We start from the raw sequence: 19,184 nt of genomic DNA on the forward strand, positions 1-19,184 counted from the left end.
GCCCCTGTCAAAGATTTGACAAGGGCTTGTACATTTTTATAAATAAGCAGCTATTTGATCCAGCAGATCATTCTCATGTGAAACTGCTTCTTGTTCAGTATCGCGGAACTTCACTTCCACTTCGCCATCAGCAGCAAGTTTACCGACTGTGACGCGAACTGGGATACCGATCAAATCACTATCAGCAAATTTGACACCGGCACGTTCCTTTCTATCATCGTACAACACATCGACGCCCGCTTCAAGTAATCTTTCATATAGACGATCAGCCAGTTCACGCTGCTCGTCTTTTTTAGGATTCAAGCTGATCAGATGCACCTGGAATGGACTGATGGATTTTGGCCATACAATCGCGCCTTCCTTGCTGTGCTGCTCGACGGCAGCTGCAAGCGTACGCGATACACCAATACCATAGCAGCCCATGATCAAGTTTTTAGCCTTTCCTTGTACATCCAGGAAAGTTGCTTGCATCTTATCGGCATAAAATTCGCCTAGCTTAAATACCTGGCCAATTTCGATACCCTCAGCAAATTGGATCGTACCTTGACCGTCTGGTGATGGATCACCAGCTTGAATGAATCTTAAATCAGCATATTGCTTTACTCGGAAATCCCGTTCCGGATTCACATTCTTATAATGGAAACCATCTTCATTGGCACCGCAAGTAACATTTGTCACATATTTTACCGCATTATCCGCAATGACATCCATTTCTTCCGGTACATTGATCGGTCCCAGCGAGCCGAATCCTGCACCTAGCATTTGCTTCACTTCCGCTTCAGCGGCAAGTTCGACAATTTGCGCTTGATACAGATTCTTCACTTTAATGTCATTGATTTCATGATCGCCGCGTGAAATGACCATCACAAGACGATCATCCACTTTGAAAACAACTGCTTTCAGACCTTCTTCAAGTGAGTGACCAAGATAATCCGCCACTTGCTGCATCGTCTTTACGTTCGGTGTTTCAATTTTTTCAAGAGGCATAGAATCCACTTCAGGCTTTTGACCTTGATCGAGTACTTGGGCCATCTCGATATTGGCCGCATAATCGGATTGATCACTGAAGGCAATCGTGTCCTCCCCGATCGAAGCAAGTGCCATGAATTCGTGGGTATCCTTTCCGCCCATTGCACCTGAATCGGCGACAACGGCACGGAAATTCAAGCCTACTCGTTTAAAGATGCGATGATAAGCGTCAGAGATAGTCTCATAGGCTTCATCCAGACTTTCATAATCCGCATGGAAACTATACGCATCCTTCATGATGAATTCACGTCCGCGCAAAAGGCCAAAACGAGGACGTTGTTCATCCCGGTACTTCGTTTGAATCTGATACACTGTAAGCGGTAATTTCTTATAGCTGTTCAATTCATCACGTACTAAGCTAGTCGTGACTTCCTCATGAGTAGGACCCAGCGCGAATTCCCGATTATTCCGGTCATGCAGTCGCATCAGTTCAGGTCCGTATACCTTCCAGCGGCCTGTCTCTTTCCAAAGCTCTGCCGGCTGCAGTGCTGGCATGAGCATCTCGCTCGCACCGATGCGATCCAATTCCTCACGGATGATCGCTTCCACTTTTCGCAGCACCTTCGTACCGAGCGGCAGGTAGCTGTATATTCCAGAAGCAGTCTGACGGATATATCCGCCTTTTACAAGCAGCTGATGGCTGATTGCTTCTGCATCTGCAGGCACTTCTCTTAATGTTGGGATAAATGTTTTACTTTGTCGCATACTTCCACCTCTGCATCATAAAAATAACCGCTGTATATCATTCCAGGTGACCACGATCATCAAAAGCATCAGCAAAGCGAATCCGATGAAGTGGACGACCGCTTCTTTCTGTGGCTCAACCGGCTTGCCTCTCAATGCTTCCACACCGATGAACAATAGACGTCCGCCATCAAGTGCGGGAAGCGGGACAAGATTGACGATTCCAAGATTGACACTTAGCAATGCTGTCCACTGGATAAGATTGATCAGACCTGTTTTCACGACCTGATCTGTCGCATCATAAATACCAACTGGTCCGGATAGCGCATCGATACTGAGCTGACCGGTTATGAGCTGTCCCAAATTAGTAATGATCATCGTTCCGAATTCATATGTTTGCTGGAAGCTATAAGGAATCGCGCCAAGGAAATCTTTCTCCATCGCGAGCGTTACACCAATTTGACCGATTTTCTGGTCGCCGCTTTCCACAAGTGCAGGAGTGATCTGCAGCTGCTGTTCTTGCCCGTCCCGGACAATCGTCGCTTCAAGCTCTTTTTCGGGATTTTCACGGACGATGGCCGTAAACTCTTCCCATGTCTGTACCGACGTACCGTCGATTGCTGTTATCTCATCCCCTGACTCAATCCCGGCTTCTTGGGCAGCAGATCCATCTTGTACAGTTCCTACGGACGCATTATCCGCTGGTACTCCCTGTATAAGGGCAAGGATGAAAAACAGCACAAGCGCAAGCAGGAAATTCATCAGCGGTCCGGCAAATAATTGCATTGCGCGCTGCCGCTTGTTCTTGGAAGCGAATTGCCGATTATAAGGAGCGATTTGCGTCTCCGTCTCATCCATTACATACATCGCCTTCTCATGGACAGGGAAAGACAGGCGTTCTTCCTCGCCTATCTCATAACCATGAATCATCAGGCTGTGATCCAGATCCGCATTCTCGACTTCAATGACACGAGCGTTCGGATGCTTGGATTTATTGTTGACAATAATCTTTGTTACTTCTTGTTTTCCATTGAACTCAAGCCCGATGTGATGACCTGGCTTCAATTCAACGATTTCAGGATCTTCACCGGCAACACGAACGTACCCCCCGATCGGGAGCAGTCTGATTGTATAGAGAGTTTCATTTTTCGTCCAAGTAAAAATCTTCGGTCCAAAACCGATGGCGAATTCACGTGCTAACATGCCAGCTCGCTTCGCAAAAATCAAATGTCCGAGTTCATGCACGAAAACGAGCAGCCCGAACACTAGGATAAACGCAATGATAGTTGTCACAATGGGCACCTGCCTTTATTGGATATAGGACCTCACTTGGCTCCGCGTGAGACGATCTGTTTCCATGATTGTTTCCAAAGAAGGGAAAGATTCATAAGCATGTGCATCAAGTGCCCGCGCTACATAATCCTCTATCGTCAGGAAATTGATTTTCCCTGCGAGAAACAGGGCTACCGCCTCCTCATTCGCCGCATTCAGTACAGTGGTGGCAGTTCCTCCTGCCTTACCTGCTTCATATGCCATACGCAAACAAGGGAATCGCTCCATACTCATTTCTTCAAAGTGGAGTTTGCCTATTTCCACTAAGTTTAACCTTTTTGAAACTGCTAAATCAAGTCTTTCAGGGTAGGTGAGGGCGTACTGGATCGGTACCCGCATATCAGGTGTGCCAAGCTGGGCGATGACACTGTAATCCTTGTACTCGACCATGGAATGGATGATGCTCTCCCGATGCTGGACAACTTCTATGTCCTCATAATCGATTCCAAAGAGCCAATGAGCTTCGATGACTTCCAAACCTTTGTTCATCATCGTTGCCGAATCGATCGTAATTTTCTGGCCCATGCTCCAGTTCGGGTGGCGCAGTGCGTCCTCCAAAGTTACAGTCTTAAGTTCTTCTCTTGTCTTATCACGGAAACTTCCGCCGGAAGCAGTGATGATCAGCTTGTTTACATCTTCGAGCTTCTCCCCGTTCAGACATTGGAAAATCGCTGCGTGCTCACTATCTACCGGCAGCAGATTGACACCATGCTTTTTCGCTTCTGCCATGACTAAGTGTCCAGCCGAGACCAATGTTTCTTTATTTGCAAATGCCACTTGCTTTTTGGAGCGGATCGCTTCCAATGTTGCCTCGAGACCGATACTGCCAAGAACGGCATTTACAACGACGTCTACTTCCCCGGCAGAACTGATCGCTACCATCCCCTTGGAACCGACCAGGATTTCTACATGTGGAAGTGCCTGATGAAGCTTCTGTTTTGTCGATTCATCTTGTACGACGACAACAGCCGGTTCGAATTCCTTGATAAGCGGCATCGCTTTTTCAATATTACGGCCAAACGCCATGCTATGCAGCCGGAACGCCTCCGGATGGTTGCGGATGACATCCAATGTCTGAAGGCCGATTGAACCAGTTGCACCTAATAACGCGATTGTTTTCATCGGACACGCTCCTCTTAATACTCTATTAAATGAATTGAATTAAATGCAGGATTGGGAAAACAAAAATCATACTGTCGAAGCGATCCAATATTCCGCCATGCCCCGGCAGGATTTTTCCGGAATCCTTTACAAGATAATGCCGTTTAAAAGCAGATTCGACCATATCTCCAAGCTGCCCGAAGACAGCAATCAAGATGCAAACACCGGCGACGATCCAAACGGACCCGCTCACAGGCGAAACCAGATGGAACACAACCCCGGCGATACAGCCTAGAATAAGTCCACCGATACCACCTTCAACCGTTTTATTCGGGCTGATTGTCGGCCATAGCTTACGTTTGCCAAACGCTCTTCCGAAGAAATAAGCTCCTGAATCAGTAGCCCATATAACAACCAGTACAAAAATGAACTTGGATAACCCGGTTACGACATGTCCTTCGATCACTTCATTCGGGGCATTCCTTGTAATGATGAAATAAAGGAAGCCGAATCCTATATACACAACAGTGATCAGCAGGAATCCCGCATCTTCAAACGTGAACCGATTCTTTGCGAGTACCGTGTAGCTCAATAGAAGAATGACGGAGAATAACAAGATGTCCGTTTTATTGGTATGTATATCGAATATTGTGTTGATCATGCCCAATTCCGGGGAGAGCAGTCCCCATAACAGCAAGACACTCACAACGGATGGCACTTTGTATTTTGCTATTTTGCGCATACGCAAAAGCTCGATGAAGGCGATGGTCGCTATCAAATAAATGAACGCCTCAAACCAAACCTTACCAAGCAGCACGAATACCATGAAAAATATTCCTGCGATAATCGCTGTAATCAATCGTTGCTTCATTGTTAATTATTCACCTCAAATACCGCCATAGCGCCGTTTTCTGTTCTGGAAATCACTGACTGCCTGCTCGAACAGCAGCTCGTCGAAATCAGGCCACAGTACTTCCGTAAACCAGAGCTCTGCATAAGCACTCTGCCAAAGGAGGAAGTTGCTTAATCGGTGCTCACCGCTCGTACGGATTATCAAATCAGGGTCTGCCATTTTTTCTGTATATAAATAGCGGGAAATACACGTTTCATCAATATCTGTCATTTGCAGCTTATTGTCGTGGATGTCCTGCATCATATTTTTTACAGCATGTACAAGCTCATACCGTCCGCCATAGTTCAAGGCAAAGTTGAGGATTAGACCATCATTATGTTTGGTCTTCTCCATCGCTTCTTTAACAGCTTCCCTGGTGAAGGACGGCAGCCCTTCCAAGTCTCCGATTGTCTGTACCTTGACATTCTCTTCGATAAGCTCCGGCAAGTATGTCGTCAGAAACTCCTTCGGCAGCTTCATCAAGAAATCCACTTCTGTTTGCGGACGTTTCCAATTTTCCTTGGAAAAGGCATATAAGGTAAGTACCTTCACATCAATCCGGTTGGCAGCTTTTACAATGCGCCGAACTGTCGTCATCCCTTCTTTATGTCCAGCAATCCTCGGAAGTCCGCGTTTTTTCGCCCAGCGTCCATTTCCGTCCATGATGATGGCCACATGGTCCGGGATATTCTCAAGCTGCAGTGTCGACGGCTGTAATTCTATTCTTCTTTTCCTGTTGAAAAAAGGAAGTTTAATCATCTTGAATCCTCCATTGGGCTTTATTCTCTGATGACTAGGTAGCCATAGGTGCCCTGTGCAGTACTGCTCTTTGTTTCTCACAAAAAGAGCAAAAACCCCCTTTGGCAAGAGGGTCTTGTACTACTTATTTTACATGGTTAAGGGTCAAACTTCCATTATTTCTTTTTCTTTGTCTTTCGCAAGACCTTCAAGCTGGCTGATATGCTTATCCGTTTCCGTTTGCACATCATCCTGGAAGCCCTTCAAATCATCTTCCGTGATTTCTTTATTCTTTTCGGCTTTCTTAAGCTGCTCGTTGCTGTCACGACGAACATTACGAATTTGTACTTTTGCTTCTTCCAAATACTTGGACACAACCTTGACCAATTCTTTCCGGCGCTCCTCTGTCAATGCAGGGATGCTCAGCCGGATCAAATTACCGTCGCTGGAAGGAGAAAGACCTAAGTCTGCTTTTTGAATCGCTTTTTCGATGTCAGAAATCGCAGTTTTGTCATAAGGTGTGATCACAAGCATACGTGCTTCCGGAGCAGTGACGCTTGCGAGCTGATTCAATGGTGTGGATGCCCCATAATAATCTACATAGACACTATCTAAAAGAGATGGATTCGCACGACCTGCACGTACAGTTGCCAGCTGTCTCGAGAAAGCCTGTACTGCTTGTGTCATTTTGCTTTGCGCATCCGAAATGATTGCTGTTGACATTAGTTATTCCCCCTGATAATCGTTCCGATGCTCTCACCGGAAACCGCTTTTTTGATATTTCCTTTTTCGCTGATAGAGAAGACAAGCAATGGAATATCATTATCCATACATAGTGAGGAAGCAGTCGAATCCATGACGCCCAGTCCTTCATTCAGGACATCCAAATATGTCAATGAGTCATACTTCACTGCATCTGCTACTAGTTTAGGATCTGCATTATATACACCATCGACGTTATTCTTAGCCATCAGGATGACTTCTGCTTCGATTTCAGCTGCACGCAAAGCCGCAGTTGTGTCTGTTGAGAAATATGGATTACCTGTACCTGCTGCAAAGATGACGACACGTTTTTTCTCGAGGTGACGAATTGCCTTGCGGCGGATATAAGGCTCAGCTACCTGACGCATTTCAATGGAAGTCTGCACTCTCGTCGGGATGCCAAGGTTCTCCAGGCTATCCTGCAGCGCAAGTGAATTCATCACAGTAGCAAGCATGCCCATGTAGTCAGCATTCGCGCGATCCATTCCCATTTCGCTGCCGACTTTTCCGCGCCAGATGTTACCGCCGCCGACAACAACCGCAACTTCCACTCCCATTTCAGCTACTTCTTTCACTTGTTCCGCAATCGAGCGGATGACGGAAGGTTCGATACCATAGCCTACCTGTCCGCTCAATGCTTCTCCACTTAGTTTCAATACGATTCTTTTATAGCGTGCTGTAGTCATCAGATCCTCCAAAGGTATGTATTTTGTAAAAAAGGGAACACCAAGTGTCCCCTCTCTTTTGTCGTCCTTATTTTTTAACTTGGCTCATTACTTCATCAACGAAGTTATCTTCGCGTTTTTCCATACCTTCGCCAACTTCATAACGAACAAAGTTAACAACGGAAGCACCTTTGTCGGTTACGTATTTCTTCACTTTTTGATCTGGATCCTTGATGAAGCTTTGTTCAAGCAAGCAGATTTCTTCGAAGAATTTACCAAGGCGGCCTTCTACCATCTTCTCAACGATGTTTTCTGGCTTACCTTCGTTTAGAGCTTGTGTTTTCAATACTTCGCGCTCGCGTTCCACTTCTTCCGGAGCTACTGCATCGCGGGAAACGTAGCGAGGGTTTACCGCTGCAACGTGCATTGCAACATCTTTTCCAAGCTCAGCATCAGTTGTACCATCAAGCAATGCCAATACACCGATACGTCCACCGCCATGGATGTAAGCACCAAATGCTTGGTTCTCCGTTTTGTTGACTAGAGCAAAACGGCGAAGGGAGATTTTTTCTCCAATTTTAGCAATCGCAGCGTTGATGTACTCACCAACAGTCTGCTCTTCATTAATTTTCTGATCAAGAGCTTCTTCCACGCTTGCTGGTTTGTTAGCAAGGATGTGCTGTGCAAGTTCGTTAAGTAAAGATTGGAACTGATCGTTTTTTGTAACGAAGTCAGTTTCACAGTTCACTTCAAGCAATACTGCAGAATCGCCTTCTGTAGCGATGAAAGTAGAACCTTCCGCAGCAACGCGGTCTGCTTTCTTAGCAGCTTTCGCAATACCGTTCTCGCGAAGGTAATCGATCGCTTTTTCCATATCACCATCAGTTTGTGTCAATGCTTTTTTACAGTCCATCATACCTGCGCCCGTTTTTTCGCGCAATTCTTTTACCATTTGTGCCGTGATTGCCATCGTAAATGCCTCCTTAAGGGTTTGGACAATTAGTCTTTAAAAAAGGGTGATAAAAGGTCCCCCCTTATCACCCTTCATCCATTACTCGCTTACAGCTTCTGTAGCTTCTTCTTCAGCAGCTGGAGCTTCTTGGTCTTCCAATTCTTCACCTTGCTTGGATTCCAGGATAGCATCCGCCATTTTGGAAGTAAGCAATTTGACAGCGCGGATTGCGTCGTCATTTGCAGGGATCACGTAATCGATTTCGTCCGGATCACAGTTCGTATCAACGATACCGATGATTGGAATGTTCAATTTGTGAGCTTCTGCAATTGCGATTCTTTCTTTACGTGGGTCGATAACGAATAGAGCGTCAGGAATTCTTTCCATGTCTTTGATACCGCCAAGGAATTTTACAAGACGTTCTTTTTCTTTAAGCAAACCTACTACTTCTTTCTTAGGAAGTACTTCGAAAGTACCGTCTTCTTCCATGCGCTCGATGGATTTCAAACGGTTGATACGTTTGCGGATAGTCTGGAAGTTAGTAAGTGTACCACCCAACCAGCGTTGGTTGACAAAGTACTGTCCAGAACGGATAGCTTCTTCTTTCACAGATTCCTGTGCTTGTTTCTTCGTACCTACGAATAGGATTGTACCGCCATCAGCAGCAAGTTCTTTCACGTAGTTGTACGCTTCGTCGACTTTCTTGACCGTTTTCTGAAGGTCGATGATGTAGATGCCGTTACGCTCAGTGAAGATATATTTCTTCATTTTTGGGTTCCAACGGCGAGTCTGGTGACCGAAATGAACACCAGCTTCAAGCAATTGTTTCATTGAAATGACTGACATAGTGTTTTCCTCCTAATGGTTTTTTCTCCTCCGACTGCTTCATCTTTTATCGGGAACTGACAGTTTGTCAGCACCTCCCGTAAAAATCGGCAGACGTGTGTATTAACACCAAAAATAAATATAGCACAGCTATTTCCGTCAATCAAGCATCTTAGACATGTTTCTCAGCTATTTCTGTTCTTTTCCCCATTTTTCTTCATCAAAAGTATCAATTCCACTTCCGTTTTGCCCATTCCAAGCTGTTTTGCAATCGCCGCAGCTGACAGACCAAGGTCTGCCAGCTGCAGCACGCGCCCTAGATTGGACATGGATAGATCATCTTCTGCTTCTGCCGGCTGCGGAGGTGAATACTCTGATTCAAGTTCTTTGTCCTCCCCTGTTTCCGCAATGGCATCAGGCTGACTGTTTTTTTCTTTTACAGTGGGAGTTTCAGGTACCTTTGGTGATTGCTTTCCGTTCAGAAGTCGCTCATTCTCTTCCCTGAGTTCTTCAAGGATGGTACCGAGCATCGCTTCATATGCTCTCTTCTCCTCTTGATGCTGGCTTTCCTGATACGTCACCTTTGATTGCAATGTTCGGATAGCGATGAAAGTCAATACATGAAGCAGAAGGCTGGCATAGACTAATAGTGTGAGCATGGAAAACCTTCTTTCTATATAAAGTGGAAATAGCTTTCAGCTGATTGCTGAAAGCTTGGCTAGGGATTCCCGTAATTTAAAAACGGCACGTTTGTGAATCTGTGAAATTCGTGATGTCGTCAATTCCAGTATGTGACCGATTTCTGTAAACGTCAATTCTTCTTTGTAAAAAAGGCTGATCACCAGCTGTTCATGATCATTCAGCTGCTTGATGCTGTCTGTCAGCTGGCTTAAGAGTTCCTTTTGCAGCATTGCTTCTTCCGGTTGGGGTGTCTTGAGATCCGGCAGGACATAGCTTGTATCTTGTTTGTCCTGCTTTGGCAGGGCTGGTTTGTCATCCATCGAGAGGACATTGGAAAATAACGCATCACGCACAGCTTCTTCCACTTCATCCCGACTTAATCCAGTGGACTTGGCAATCTCCATGCTGGTCGGTTTCCTTTCCAGCGATTGTTCCAGCGCAGCAGCCGCTGCTTCTATTTTTTTCACTTTATCCCGCACCGTACGGGGAAGCCAGTCTTCCTTCCGCAGACCGTCCATGATGGCACCTCTGACACGGAAGGAAGCATAGGTTTCAAATTTGAGATCCCTGCTTGGTTCGAACTTTTGTAAAGCATCATACAACCCTGTATAACCGAAGCTTCTGACATCATCCCTGCTCACACTGGAGGGGAGGTGAGCAGCGATGCGCTGCGTATGGTATTCGACAACATGCATATACATCCGCATCAATTCATTGGCAGCTTCGTTATCTTTCTTATAAAACCAGCTGTTCCAATACTGCTGTTCTGTTTCCGATCCATAACTGATCATGAAACTCCCTCCTTTGTTTGCTGCTCTGTCCCAAGCTTGAAGCTGCTCCATTATATGATCGCTTCCTCTTTATTAACTGTTTTTATCTTCAATCCACATGTCTCCGTGTCAAATTCAATCGTACGTCCATTGGTGCCCCCGACATCCTTGCTCTCGATAGGTATCCGATATTCCCGAAGCTTTTGTTCCACTGCTTCGATATTACGCGGCCCAATCCGCATCTTTTCATCAGTCGACATAAAAGAAAACATCTGTGCTCCTCCTGCAAGCTTGGCTTTGAAGCGATTGTTGCTCGCCCCTTGCCTCACGAGGTTCGCGATTAAATCATCCATGGCAGTATCTGCATATTTATTGCGGTTCATCTGTGCTTGCTTGGCAAGGTTCGAATCCGGAAGCATGACATGCGCCATACCCGCCACCCTTTTTTGTTTATCATAAATGACAACTCCGACACATGATCCAAGTCCAGCAGTACGGAGATGCTGTGGATGGACGGCGATTTTGGCATCAGCTATCCCTACATGCAATATTTCCGTTTCAGTCATCTTCTTCGACTCCTAAAGCACGGAATAAATAGCCGAATGCTTCGGGGTCGAGCAGAAGCAGGAATTTACCTTCGACCATATGTTGCTGCTGATTTGGATGGCTGAGTGAGATGACAGTATCAATGACAACTGTATAATCACTCTCCTGAGCGATTTCAATCAAACCATTAGCCAGGATGGCACCACCCATATCGACACTGATCTGCGGAACTGATGGCTGCATATTCACTTTCGAGAAGTCGCTTATTGCGGACAGATAGCTTCCTGCCAGTATATTTCCCATCTCATTCAAAGCAGAAAGGTTGATGTCATCTTTGGATGTATTGGACCATGAAAAACTCGCATCACCGGTTATATAATGGACGAATAGCTCCGCTTCTTTTGGCTCCAGGAGGAAAAACATATTTCCAGGTGCATCCCCCTGAACTCTGAGATAAATAGCCGCCAGCGGCTGTTCGGCTCCGCCGATTGATTCGATTAATTCATTGAAGTGACAAATTCTGACCGCAGGAACCTTCATGTCAATGTCCTGCTGAAGTAAGGTGGAAAGAGCAGTAGCAGCATTGCCTGCCCCGATATTACCAGCTTCCTTCAATGCATCCAGCTGATCTTCCGTTATATGCTGAAGATCATACATCAGCTTTCGATAGACTTGATTGCTTCGATCTCATGGAATTTCAGGACTTTTCTAAGATCAAGCAAGATGACAAGTCTGTCCTCCAAATTCACTACTCCGTCAATGTAATCTATATCGATTGCTCCGATCACTTGTGGCGCTTCTTCGATTTTATTGACTGGAATATCGACGACATCATTGGCTGCATCAACAATCAAACCAATCGAGGTCTCCTCCAAGTCCACGATGATGATTCTCGTGTTTTCATCGACTGGGGTTTCCTCCAGCCCAAGACGGCTTCTCAAATCAACTATCGGCGTAACGACCCCGCGCATGTTGATGACACCTTTGATGAAATCTTCCGTATTCGGGACCCTGGTAATGTGTTCCATCTTCTCGATTGAACCTACTTGTGTAACTGGTACTGCATATTCTTCGTTTTTCAATTGAAAAACGATCACTTTTACATCTTGTACGATTTCTTCTGCCATGATAAACCCTCCTTATTTGATTAGCGCATTGCTGTCAATGATAAGCGCCACTTGACCATCTCCTAAAATAGTGGCACCGGAAATAGCAAATATCTCAGTCAAGTAGTTTCCGAGAGATTTAAGTACGATCTCTTGCTGGCCGATAAACCCATCCACGATCAAGCCAGCCGACTTATCACCTTTTTTGATGATGACGACAGAGTAATAATCCGTCTCCTCATACACATTTGGTACTTGGAATACATCTTTCAACGAAACAAGGGGAACGACTCTTCCGCGAAAATCGATTACAGCCTGATTATGCACATGCATGATGTCCGATTTTGGAATGATGGCTGTTTCGATGATAGAGGAAAGCGGAACAGCGTATTTCTCTTTTTGGATTTCCACTAGCAACACACTGATGATGGACAAAGTCAGCGGCAGCTCGATGCTGAACATTGATCCTTTTCCTTCTTCGGAACTTATCGTAATCGTACCGCCAAGTGATTCGATTGTATTCCGGACGACATCCAGCCCTACACCGCGACCGGAAATATCCGAAATGGTTTCAGCCGTGGAAAAGCCGCTTTCCATGATCAAGCCGAATATTTGGTTGTCATTCATGATTGCTGCTTGTTCTTTTGTGATAAGACCATTATTGATTGCTTTATCCGTAATTTTCTTCCGATTGATCCCGGCGCCATCATCACTGATGTCGATAAAGACGTGGTTGCCAGAATGGTAGGCTTTCAGCTTGATAGTTCCCGTTTCCGGCTTTCCTAGTCCCCGTCTTACTTCCGGGGTTTCGATACCATGATCCAAGCTGTTTCGAATCAGATGCACTAGTGGATCACCAATTTCATCGATGACTGTACGATCGAGCTCTGTTTCAGCACCTTCAATCTGCAAATCGATTTTCTTGCCCAAATCTTTGGCAAGCTGGCGCACCATACGCGGGAATCGATTGAATACTTGGTCAATGGAAACCATGCGCATTGTCAATACGATGCTTTGAAGGTCACCGGAAATCCTGGCCATTCGCTCCACTGTCTCATGCAGTTCCGGATGCTTTACTTCTTCAGCGATCTGTTCAAGTCTGCCTCGATCGATTACCAGTTCCTCGAACAGGTTCATCAAGATATCAAGACGTTCGATATTCACACGGATCGTCTTATTGCTTTGCTGCGCTTTTTTCTCGGTTGTCATCGCTTCTGTTTTTTCTTCCATCACGGCAGCTGCTGTTTCTTCATTTGCTGCATCCTGGACATGCTTATATGTATCGATGAAGAAATTCTGGATCGAAACGGCATCTATTTCGGATACTTTCAGGATTTTTTCCTCGATAAGTTCTTTCGGTTCTTTTGTAACGAGTAATACTTCAAACGTCAGATCAAATGCCTCATCTTCAAGCTGGGAAACATCAGGATTGGATTTAACTACTTCTCCTAACGATTCAAGTACTTCGAATACCATGTACACACGGGCTGCTTTCAGCATACAGTCTTCGCGCAAAGTGACTTTCGTGTAGAAGTTCTGGAATCCTTTTTCTTCACTCTCACGCAATACAGCCAGTTCGAACTCATCCAAAAGAAGACTGGATTCCTCTTCAGGTGTTTTGTGTTCAGCTGCTGCATTGCTTTGATGCAGCGCTTCACCAGACTCAATCGCTTCCAGCTGACGAACCAATTCTGTTACTTCTTTGGTCCCTGCTCCTCCTGATTCGATATCCAGTACCATTTCTTCCAGATTATCCACAGCCTCAAATACGATATCCAGTATATCTGGATTGATTGTAAGCTGGTGGTTCCGGATTGCATCGAGTACGTTCTCCATCTGATGCGTCAAATTAGCCAAGTCCTGGTACCCCATCGTGGCGGACATACCTTTCAGCGTATGCGCGGAGCGGAAGATTTCATTGACCAATCCGATATCCTCAGGCTGTTTTTCCAGTTCCAGCAAATGCTGATTCAAGCTTTGCAGATGTTCTTTGCTTTCTTCAATGAATACACCTAAATACTGATCTATTTCCATTGGTTGACCCCCTCTAAAAGATTGACCCTCTGTTGTATAGCTGCAGCGATGGACTGTACCGGACATACATGATGGAGCAATCCTGCTTCTGCAGCAGCTCTTGGCATACCATACACAACACAGGATTCGGCCGATTCACCGATACTGTATACAGATGGCTGCCTCTCTCTGATTTTGCGTAAGCCATCCGTTCCATCCGCCCCCATGCCTGTCATAATGACAGTACAAATATCCACATTTTCTAAACTGCTGATTGATGCGAACATACGATCCACAGAAGGACGATGCCCTTTCACGGGATCCTCCATCGTCAGTTTGGCAATAAGCTGGCTGTCTGCCTGCTCGATCGTCAGATGCTGGCCTCCGGGTGCAATGTAAACCACGCCATTTTTCAATGTTTCATTTTGCTGGGCTTCTTTGACTTTTATCACACTCAATCCGTCCAAGCGTTCTGCCAAGGATTTTGTGAACCCTACCGGCATATGCTGCACAACGACAACTGGCGCAGCCAGCGCAGATGGAAGTTTTCCGACTACTTCCTGCAAAGCTCGCGGACCTCCGGTAGATGTGCCGATCGCTACAAGACTCCGATCAGCTCGTTTCCTTCCAGGCGTCTTTGCAATCATCTTCACATCAGCGGTTTTGACTTGCTGTTTAACCGACAGGCGGGAAGCTGACGCTGCTACAACTTTGACAACCAGCTCATCCCGCACCTTGTCCAAATCCAAGGATATCGAACCAGAAGGCTTTGCAATGAAATCAACCGCACCAATTGACATGGCATGAATGGTCATATCCGCACCTTGCTTTGTCAGGCTGGAGAGCATGACCACCGGCAGCGGATGCTTCTGCATGATTTCCTTCAGTGCATCGATCCCATTCATAATCGGCATCTCGACATCCATTGTCACTACATCAGGCTTTAGCTGACTGATTTGTCCCAATCCGTCCTTGCCGTTACGAGCTGTTCCGATGACTTCAAGCCGATCATCGCTATTCAAGAGGTCCGAAATGATTTTTCGCATAAAAGCGGAATCATCAACGACCAAAACGCGTATTTTTCCCATTGGCTCCTCCTCCCCCCATCCAGATATCTTTTAATCTGCCAATGAATGATGTTCTTACTTTAGCTGTCGTTTCTTCCTTAGGTTTCAGATAATTGGCTGCGAGCTGCTTGATGATGGCTCCTGCTTTGGACTCCTTCTGATTTATAAACGGCTCCTGCATCTTTACTGATTTAGGAATCTGTTTATCTTCCGGAAGAATTCCCAGGAGAACGATTTCTGCTTGGAGGAAAGTCTGCACCACTTCCTTCATGCGGGCAGCGGTATCCCGCCCTTCTCGCTTATCCATTGCCCGATTGACTAGGAGGTACATTGGTAGATCAGCATTCCGGTTCTTGATATGTTTGATCAGCGCATAAGCGTCCATCATACTCGTCGGTTCGGTAGTCGTGATGATGATACTTTCGTCCGCTGCCAAAATGAAACCTGCACTTTCTTCAGTTAAACCGGCCCCCATATCCAGGATCACAAAGTCGTATAGCCGCTGGGCCCTTTCAAATTCCTGCTGGAAATGGGCAACCCCCGCTCGATCCATCCGGAAAAATTCATCCATTGCTGCACCAGCGGCAATGAAGTGGAGACCATCTGGTCCGGCTTCTGCGATCTCTTCTATCCTTAATCTGTTCTCGATCATTTCCACAAAAGATCGTTTAGCCGAAGTGCCCAGCAGTATTTCAATATTCCCCATACCAAGATCCAGATCGATAAGCAGTACCGATTTTCCAAGCTTACCCAGTGCTAAAGAAAAGTTCAGCGCAACATTCGATTTGCCAACTCCGCCTTTCCCGCTGGCTATAGCTACAGTGCGTGCCAGTGACTTCCGCTGGATGCTTGCCCGGAGTTTAGCAGCTTGATCATACACGAGCAGTCGCCTCCATCACACTTTTCGCCAGATAAGATGCAGAAGGGACGAGAATATCATCTGGTACATCCTGACCATGCGTCAGATAAGCAACGCCTATATGGGCTTGCTGAATCAAATTCAATATGCCGCCATAGCAGCTTGCTTCATCCATCTTCGTGAATATGAACTGCTTGATCGGTAAATGCGCAAACTGTTCGTAAACTTCGGATAAATCACCGGCCCTCGTTGTGAGGGACAATGCCAGATAAGATTCTGCCTCATGATGCAAATCAAGTGTGTGCTCCAGCTCTTTGACGTAAGCTGAATCTTTGAAATTCCTGCCTGCAGTATCAACGAAAACCAAATCATAATCGGCAAGCTTTTCCCTTGCAGCCTTATAGTCTTCAAGCGAATAAGCAACTTCCAGCGGTACTTCCAATATTTTGGCGTACGTCCTGAGCTGATCGATGGCCGCAATCCTATATGTGTCTGTCGTGATAAATGCAACTCTCTTCTGATCGACCAAAGCGCTTTTGGCAGCCAGTTTGGCAATGGTTGTTGTCTTGCCTACTCCGGTCGGACCTACAAGATGGATGAACTTCTTCTCGAACTGTACTGGCGTTTGAACCTTTTCAAACCGTTTTACCAAATTCTCATAAAGTACCTGTTCGGCATCCTCATCGGAGTCATTCCCTAGAAGATGTTCCATCAGCTCGGAAGCAATCTGCGGATGAACCTCATTGTGCAGTAGTCGATCATACAATCCTTGCAGCGGCAGGGCATAATGTCTAGTCTGATTGGAAATGGCAGACTTCACTTCCTGTTTAAGCGCTGCGATTTCAGCTGATAAATCCTTATCAGCCGAAACCTTCTCTGCTTTCGGCAGAGGCGCGGCCCTTGAAATCACAGTTTTTTGCACTGTGTGGCTTCCGTTGGTGACATCAGGGTCAAGTGCTGCGATGACTTCGATCCGCTTCTTCTTAAACAGACCGAAGATACCGCCGCTTGTCAGTTCTTTCGTGCGCAGGATGACTGCATCCTTGCCAAGTTCCCGTCTGATTTGAATCATCGCTTCAGGCATCGTAGCAGCTGTATATTTCTTCATTTTCATGCGACATTCACCATCCCGACACTTCTGATTTCTGTTGTATTGTCCAATTCATTGTAGGATAGTACGACTGCATGAGGCAGACTGCGATCAAGCAGCTGGCGTATGTACATGCGGACCGTAGGAGAACATAAAACGATGACTGTCTCTTCCCGCAATGACAAACGTTCTGCCTGTTCCATGACTGACTGTACGATTTTTTGCTGTGATTCCGGATCCAGGGACAAATAGTTTCCATGTTCTGTTTGCTGAATATGGTCGGCTATCAATTTCTCGACAGCCCCAGAAACGGTAATGACTTGTAATGGCTGTCTATTTTGGACATATTGCTTGGTGATTTGCGGCGCTAGTGCTTGGCGAGCGTATTCTGCAAGCAAATCGGTATCCGTTGTCATCCGGCCAAAATCAGCCAAAGTCTCGAAAATGACCGGCAAGTTCCTGACAGATACATGCTCACGCAGCAATTTTGCCAGCACCTTTTGCACATCCCCGACGGAAAGCGGCTCTGGTGTCACTTCCTCTGCAAGAATCGGATACGATTCCTTCAAATGATCGATTAGCTGTTTCGTTTCCTGTCTGCCGAGCAGTTCATGGGCATGGCGTTTGATCGTTTCCGTAATATGAGTCGATACAACCGATGGAGGATCGACTACTGTATAGCCGGAAAGCTCTGCTTCATCCTTCGTTTCCTCACTGATCCATTTGGCAGGTAAACCAAAAGCTGGTTCTAGCGTATCGATACCATCCAAGCCATCATCTTCGACTCCCGGACTCATCGCTAAGTAATGGTCAAGCAGCACTTCACCGGCTGCCACTTCATTTCCTTTGATCTTCAAACGATATTCATTTGGTCCAAGCTGGATATTATCGCGTATACGAACAACCGGGATGACAATACCGAGCTCGATTGCCAGCTGCTTACGGATCATGACAATCCGATCAAGCAAGTCTCCGCCTTGATTCGTATCAGCCAGCGGTATGAGTGCATAGCCGAATTCGAATTCGATCGGATCCATACTGAGCAGGTTCACTACATTGTCGGAAGACTTCATCGAAGTCTCCTCCTGTACATCTTCCGACTCGACGCTTATCGTCTCTTCTTTCTTCTGTGCCCGGGATAGGAAGAAGGCGGCACCAGCAAGTATGGCGGCGATGGAAGTTGTCAGGAAGAAGTTGATCGGTGTCAAACCAAGCAGGAAGATCGTACCTGCTGCGATGTACAGCAAGCTAGGAAAACGGAATAGCTGTTTGGTTACATCACTGCCGAGGTTCCCTTCTGAAGCTACCCTTGTCACAACGATACCTGTTGCAGTAGAAATCAGGATTGCCGGGATCTGTGTTACCAATCCATCACCTACCGTAAGACGCATATACGTATTGATTGCTTCCTGGAAGCTCATCCCCAATTGCATCATTCCGATGATCAAACCGAAAACAATATTGATCAACACGATGATGATCCCAGCAATGGCATCACCTTTTACGAACTTGCTCGCACCATCCATTGCACCGTAGAAATCGGCTTCATTCTCTACTTTTTCTCGGCGTTTTTTTGCCTCCACATCAGATATCATGCCTGCATTCAAGTCAGCATCGATACTCATCTGCTTTCCTGGCATCGCATCAAGGGTGAAACGGGCAGCCACTTCAGAAACTCGCTCCGATCCTTTTGTGATAACCAGGAATTGGATGATGACCAAAATGATGAAAACGACAAAGCCGACAAGCGGGTTACCCCCGATCACGAAGCTGCCGAACGTCTCTACTACCCCACCGGCGTGTCCTTCAGAGAGGATGGCTCTAGTGGTGGAGATATTCAATGCCAAGCGGAACAGCGTCAGCAAAAGTAAGAGAGAAGGAAAGATCGAAAATTGCAGCGCTTCCTCGGTATTCATCGACACGAGAATAACTATCAAAGCAAGCGAGATATTCGTCAGGATCAAAATGCTCAAAAGCCAGCCCGGCATCGGGATGACGAGCATGACGATCACTAAAATTACTGCTATAAGTACTGACATATCCTTAAGTTTCATGTTGAATTTCCTCTTCTC

General features: G+C 46.1%; 19 protein-coding genes. All 19 read right to left on the reverse strand.

Translation table 11 applies throughout. The annotated features are described in order from the left end of the window. Window positions 1–36: 36 nt before the first annotated feature. Window positions 37–1,734 (reverse strand): proline--tRNA ligase, encoded by a 1,698-nt coding sequence (locus tag BLQ53_RS06915; RefSeq protein WP_093726564.1) that lies wholly within the window; start codon window positions 1,732–1,734, stop codon window positions 37–39. Between the two features lie 15 nt (window positions 1,735–1,749). Further along, window positions 1,750–3,006: an RIP metalloprotease RseP gene (gene rseP / locus BLQ53_RS06920; RefSeq protein ID WP_093726565.1), complete on the reverse strand. Its 1,257-nt coding sequence runs from the start codon at window positions 3,004–3,006 to the stop codon at window positions 1,750–1,752. A 15-nt stretch (window positions 3,007–3,021) separates the two neighbouring features. Next, entirely contained in the window at window positions 3,022–4,167 is a 1,146-nt protein-coding gene (gene dxr, locus BLQ53_RS06925; RefSeq protein WP_093726566.1) for a 1-deoxy-D-xylulose-5-phosphate reductoisomerase, read from the reverse strand. A gap of 25 nt (window positions 4,168–4,192) precedes the next feature. Continuing rightward, window positions 4,193–5,017 carry a phosphatidate cytidylyltransferase gene (locus BLQ53_RS06930; protein WP_093726567.1) on the reverse strand — a complete coding sequence of 275 codons (825 nt, stop codon included), beginning with the start codon at window positions 5,015–5,017 and terminating at the stop codon, window positions 4,193–4,195. A 15-nt stretch (window positions 5,018–5,032) separates the two neighbouring features. Further along, window positions 5,033–5,797, reverse strand: a complete 765-nt coding sequence (locus BLQ53_RS06935) for an undecaprenyl pyrophosphate synthase (RefSeq protein WP_093726568.1) — start codon at window positions 5,795–5,797, stop codon at window positions 5,033–5,035. Between the two features lie 144 nt (window positions 5,798–5,941). Next, window positions 5,942–6,499, reverse strand: a complete 558-nt coding sequence (gene frr, locus BLQ53_RS06940) for a ribosome recycling factor (RefSeq protein ID WP_093726569.1) — start codon at window positions 6,497–6,499, stop codon at window positions 5,942–5,944. Then, the gene (gene pyrH, locus BLQ53_RS06945) at window positions 6,499–7,224 is read right to left on the reverse strand and encodes a UMP kinase (RefSeq protein ID WP_093726570.1); all 726 of its coding nucleotides are present in this window, start codon (window positions 7,222–7,224) and stop codon (window positions 6,499–6,501) included. Before pyrH ends, frr begins: the two co-directional genes overlap by 1 nt. Before the next feature lie 67 nt (window positions 7,225–7,291). After that, window positions 7,292–8,173 (reverse strand): translation elongation factor Ts, encoded by an 882-nt coding sequence (gene tsf / locus BLQ53_RS06950; protein WP_093726571.1) that lies wholly within the window; start codon window positions 8,171–8,173, stop codon window positions 7,292–7,294. Window positions 8,174–8,254: 81 nt separating this feature from the next. Beyond that, window positions 8,255–9,001 (reverse strand): 30S ribosomal protein S2, encoded by a 747-nt coding sequence (gene rpsB / locus BLQ53_RS06955; protein ID WP_093726572.1) that lies wholly within the window; start codon window positions 8,999–9,001, stop codon window positions 8,255–8,257. Window positions 9,002–9,165: 164 nt separating this feature from the next. Beyond that, window positions 9,166–9,639 carry a DUF6115 domain-containing protein gene (locus BLQ53_RS06960; protein WP_093726573.1) on the reverse strand — a complete coding sequence of 158 codons (474 nt, stop codon included), beginning with the start codon at window positions 9,637–9,639 and terminating at the stop codon, window positions 9,166–9,168. Window positions 9,640–9,675: 36 nt separating this feature from the next. Next, the gene (locus BLQ53_RS06965) at window positions 9,676–10,452 is read right to left on the reverse strand and encodes a FliA/WhiG family RNA polymerase sigma factor (protein WP_093726799.1); all 777 of its coding nucleotides are present in this window, start codon (window positions 10,450–10,452) and stop codon (window positions 9,676–9,678) included. Window positions 10,453–10,502: 50 nt separating this feature from the next. Continuing rightward, window positions 10,503–10,997 carry a chemotaxis protein CheD gene (locus tag BLQ53_RS06970; RefSeq protein WP_093726574.1) on the reverse strand — a complete coding sequence of 165 codons (495 nt, stop codon included), beginning with the start codon at window positions 10,995–10,997 and terminating at the stop codon, window positions 10,503–10,505. Next, on the reverse strand, window positions 10,990–11,634 hold the full coding sequence (locus BLQ53_RS06975) for a chemotaxis protein CheC (RefSeq protein ID WP_093726575.1): 645 nt from the start codon (window positions 11,632–11,634) through the stop codon (window positions 10,990–10,992). Before BLQ53_RS06975 ends, BLQ53_RS06970 begins: the two co-directional genes overlap by 8 nt. Beyond that, window positions 11,634–12,104 carry a chemotaxis protein CheW gene (locus BLQ53_RS06980; protein WP_093726576.1) on the reverse strand — a complete coding sequence of 157 codons (471 nt, stop codon included), beginning with the start codon at window positions 12,102–12,104 and terminating at the stop codon, window positions 11,634–11,636. The genes BLQ53_RS06975 and BLQ53_RS06980 overlap by 1 nt, the downstream gene beginning before the upstream one ends. 12 nt (window positions 12,105–12,116) lie before the next feature. Beyond that, entirely contained in the window at window positions 12,117–14,117 is a 2,001-nt protein-coding gene (locus BLQ53_RS06985) for a chemotaxis protein CheA (protein ID WP_093726577.1), read from the reverse strand. Then, window positions 14,108–15,184 (reverse strand): protein-glutamate methylesterase/protein-glutamine glutaminase, encoded by a 1,077-nt coding sequence (locus tag BLQ53_RS06990; RefSeq protein WP_093726578.1) that lies wholly within the window; start codon window positions 15,182–15,184, stop codon window positions 14,108–14,110. The genes BLQ53_RS06985 and BLQ53_RS06990 overlap by 10 nt, the downstream gene beginning before the upstream one ends. After that, on the reverse strand, window positions 15,156–16,043 hold the full coding sequence (locus BLQ53_RS06995) for a MinD/ParA family protein (protein WP_170829604.1): 888 nt from the start codon (window positions 16,041–16,043) through the stop codon (window positions 15,156–15,158). The genes BLQ53_RS06990 and BLQ53_RS06995 overlap by 29 nt, the downstream gene beginning before the upstream one ends. After that, window positions 16,036–17,136, reverse strand: coding sequence for a flagellar biosynthesis GTPase FlhF (flhF, locus tag BLQ53_RS07000; RefSeq protein ID WP_093726580.1), 1,101 nt, complete (start codon window positions 17,134–17,136; stop codon window positions 16,036–16,038). The genes BLQ53_RS06995 and flhF overlap by 8 nt, the downstream gene beginning before the upstream one ends. After that, window positions 17,133–19,166: a flagellar biosynthesis protein FlhA gene (gene flhA / locus BLQ53_RS07005; protein ID WP_093726581.1), complete on the reverse strand. Its 2,034-nt coding sequence runs from the start codon at window positions 19,164–19,166 to the stop codon at window positions 17,133–17,135. The genes flhF and flhA overlap by 4 nt, the downstream gene beginning before the upstream one ends. Window positions 19,167–19,184 lie beyond the last annotated feature (18 nt).

The sequence above is a fragment of the Terribacillus halophilus genome (assembly GCF_900101385.1).
In the GTDB taxonomy this organism is placed as follows: domain Bacteria; phylum Bacillota; class Bacilli; order Bacillales; family Amphibacillaceae; genus Terribacillus; species Terribacillus halophilus.